At 40.0% G+C, this 3,714-nt stretch carries 4 protein-coding genes; 3 read left to right on the forward strand and 1 reads right to left on the reverse strand.

The annotated features are described in order from the left end of the window. Positions 1-731, reverse strand: a 731-nt coding sequence (locus tag LD39_RS16965) for a DeoR/GlpR family DNA-binding transcription regulator (protein WP_035550337.1), incomplete at its 3' end; no start/stop codon positions are given. A gap of 444 nt (positions 732-1,175) precedes the next feature. On the opposite strand from LD39_RS16965, the gene secG reads away from it, so the two are divergent. The 3 genes from secG to LD39_RS16980 form a co-directional block, all read left to right on the forward strand. After that, complete coding sequence (gene secG, locus LD39_RS16970; protein ID WP_035550340.1) at positions 1,176-1,409, forward strand: preprotein translocase subunit SecG; 234 nt, start codon at positions 1,176-1,178, stop codon at positions 1,407-1,409. Between the two features lie 226 nt (positions 1,410-1,635). Then, positions 1,636-2,379 carry a carboxylesterase gene (locus tag LD39_RS16975; protein ID WP_035550344.1) on the forward strand — a complete coding sequence of 248 codons (744 nt, stop codon included), beginning with the start codon at positions 1,636-1,638 and terminating at the stop codon, positions 2,377-2,379. Positions 2,380-2,419: 40 nt separating this feature from the next. Next, the coding region (locus tag LD39_RS16980; RefSeq protein WP_035550347.1) for a ribonuclease R family protein at positions 2,420-3,714 on the forward strand (1,295 nt) is incomplete at its 3' end.

A 3,714-nucleotide genomic window follows, 5' to 3' on the forward strand; every position in this document is an offset into this window, starting at 1 on the left:
ATGTTTGTTTTTTCTTTATAGTTTTTAAGTAAGCTTCCTTGATAGTTCGTCACAATGTCTGCTTCATCGAGATTTCCGAACTTACAAAAAGCAACTTCATCGAATTTTGAATGATCAGCGAGGACATATCGTTGTTGAGATAAAGACAATGTCGTTTGTTTAACCGCAGCCTCCTCTGGATCAGGCGTTGTATAACCGCTATCTAAGGAAATTCCGTTCGTACCCATGAAACATTGGTCAAATCGGTACTGCTGAAGATTAGTGAGCGCTCCTGCTCCTACAACTGCTCTCGTGCGGTGTTTTACATACCCGCCTACTACAAAAGTTTTAATTTGGTATTCGTTCAATAATTCTAAGTGGTTTAAGCCGTTGGTGACGACTGTAATATCATCTGCATTTAAAAAAGGAATCATTTCATAAGTCGTCGATCCTGCATCAATGAAGATACAATCACCATCTTGTACTAATGAAGCTGCGTAGCGGGCAATTGTGATTTTTTCTTCTCGATGCTTTGTTGTCTTTTCAATCAAAGTTGGTTCATCACTAGCCGAGCTTTTTAAGGAAGCACCGCCATGGACACGGCGAATTTTGCCGTTCCGTTCTAATTGATCTAGATCGCGACGGATGGTAGATTCTGATGCGCCCGTATGGTTCACTAATTCCTTAAGTTTTACCGTATGATGTTCTTTGATCGTTTCTAGAATGACTTGGTGTCGCTCAGGAGTCAGCAACGAGCCCACACCTCCTTTTCCTTATCTCACTTTCTATAATAAGGTAAGCCCTTACATAAATCAACCATAAACTATCAAAAACAATCAAAAACAACCAAATAACAGTCAAAAACGCTCAGCGGATGAGGAGGGTTTTGAGAGATCTCTTTAAAATCATTAGGGAAGCGAGTTTGTAAAAGATAGATGGACATAAGACCTCAAGGAATTGAGGAAGACTTAATATTATTGATATCGGACTGATCAATTAAATATTGTAATCATACAGTTTGTTGATTTGATTAGCTTTTGTTCGGGTGCTATTCACTATTCAAGCAGCCGGAGAATGGTTTTATTTGAGTTTGCTATCCTTTCAAATAAATGCGGATAGATTGTCTTGATGGACGAATGCTTTTATGCTACATTTAATCTAGTCATTTGTACGTCTTTAGGAGGTGTTGGCACATCATGGAAACACTTGCAATTACTTTATTAGCTATTGATACAATCGCTCTAATCGTTCTTGTTCTATTACAATCTGGTAAAAGTGCCGGTCTTTCAGGAGCGATTTCTGGAGGGGCCGAGCAATTATTTGGGAAGCAAAAGGCTCGTGGAATAGATGCTGTACTGCACAAAGCGACCATTGTTACAGCTGTTCTTTTCTTTGTTTTGGCGTTTTTGGCCGCTTACGTGCTAGGGTGAAAATGAATAAATGATGAAAACCGCGCTCATATATAGCGCGGTTTTTCTATACCCAATGGAGGATTTCAGCTGTTACCATCCAGGGTATAAAGCAATCACAGAAGAACATTAAACTTCTGCTTTTCTTATTAATGCCACTGGAACTTGATTTTGGTAAAATAGAAAACGTTGCAAAAGAGAATGAAATAATCAAATAAGGAAATAGATGAAATAAGGAGAGAATGTTATGAAGATTAAACAACCTCAGCCATTTACGTTTGAGGAAGGTGAACGTGCGGTATTGTTACTACATGGATTTACTGGCCACTCTGCTGATGTAAGGATGCTCGGACGCTTCCTGCAAAAGCATGGATACACCACTCACGCACCAATTTATCGTGGACATGGGAAAGAATTAGAAGCTCTCATTGACGCTCGTCCCGAGGAGTGGTGGGCAGATGTGAAGGAAGCACTGAACCATCTTAGAGAACTAGGCTACAATAAGATTGCGGTAGCTGGATTATCCCTGGGTGGAGTGCTAGGGTTAAAACTAGCTTATTCTGAACCGATTAAAGGGCTAGTGACGATGTGTGCTCCAATGTTTTTTGATAATGAAAAACAACTGACGCAAGGGTTCGAATTCAAAGCTCGTCAGTACAAGCAGCTAGAGGGTAAAGATCAAAAAACCATTGACAAAGAGGTTGAAGAAATGCTTGGAGATTCTGAAAAGATGTTCAAGGAATTGGGCAAATTCATCACATCTGTTCATGATGATGTCGATCAAATTTATACGCCTACATTTGTCGTCCAAGCAGAACAAGACGAAATGATTAACACCGAAAGTGCAAATTATATTTATGAACAAGTTGAAGCTGATACAAAAGATATTAAATGGTACAAAAACTCTGGACATGTCATTACGATGGATAAAGAAAAAGAGCAACTTCATGAAGATATTCTTGAATTTCTTGAGTCGTTGGACTGGTCATGATTCTAGAGTCTTGTCCTTCATTTAAGAGGAGGTAAGGCATATGAGTACAGATTTAAAACAGAAAATTTTAGACTTTTTCAAAGAAACTGCATCAAAGCCATTATCCGTACAAGAATTAGAAGAAACCTTGGAACTCGATAATGCCGATGAGTTTAAGATCCTCATGAAAACTCTAAATGGATTAGAGGAAGAAGGAGAGCTAGTCCGGACAAGGAAAAACAGATTTGGACTTCCAGAAAGAATGAATTTGATCCGGGGCCGTATTCAGATGCACGCCAAAGGGTTTGCGTTTTTAATTCCGGATGAAGAAGAAAAAGATGATGTTTATTTACACCATTCTGATTTAAATTCTGCAATGAACAATGACAAAGTACTTGTCAGGATCGAAAAAAGAGACGAAGACGGTCATCGACCAGAGGGAACGGTGATTCGGATTCTGGAGCGGGCCACTACTCGAGTGGTCGGTACGTATGAATCAAGCCGCAACTTCGGTTTTGTCATTGCAGATGATAAGCGTATTCCGAATGACATATTCATTCCAAAGGGTCAAACAAACGGAGCGGTCGATGGACATAAGGTTATTGTAAATATTACGAAGTTTCCTGAAGACCGCATGAGTGCAGAGGGAGAAATCGTAGAAATTCTTGGACATAAAAATGATCCATGTATCGATATTATCTCTATCATTTATAAACACGGCATCAAAGTAGATTTTCCGGATGAAGTGTTGGAACAGGCTGCAGAGACACCTGACCAAATCAGTGAGGATGAAATTAAAAATCGTCGCGACCTTCGGGATGAAACCATCGTAACGATTGATGGGGCTGACGCAAAAGACCTTGATGATGCCGTCACTGTTAAAAAGCTGGAGAATGGAAATTACAAACTCGGTGTTCACATTGCCGACGTAACTTATTATGTGGAAGAGAATTCACCGATTGATAAAGAGGCAAGGGAACGAGCAACAAGTGTGTACTTAGTAGACCGTGTTATCCCGATGATTCCTCACCGTCTATCGAATGGAATCTGTTCGTTAAACCCTCAAGTCGATCGTTTGACACTGTCATGTGAAATGGAAATCAATAAGAGTGGCGAAGTCGTCAATCATGAGATTTTCCAAAGTGTAATTAAAACGAACGAGCGTATGACCTATAAAGATGTGAACAGCATTTTAGAGGATGAAGATGAAGAGCTGATCGAAAAATATAAAGATCTTGTCCCGATGTTCCGAGAAATGGCAGGGCTAGCCCAAACATTACGTAAAAAACGAATGGGGCGTGGCGCCATTGACTTCGACTTTAAAGAAGCTGGAGTCATAGTCGACGAAGAAGGCAA

The sequence above is a fragment of the Halobacillus sp. BBL2006 genome (assembly GCF_000786645.1).
In the GTDB taxonomy this organism is placed as follows: domain Bacteria; phylum Bacillota; class Bacilli; order Bacillales; family Halobacillaceae; genus Halobacillus.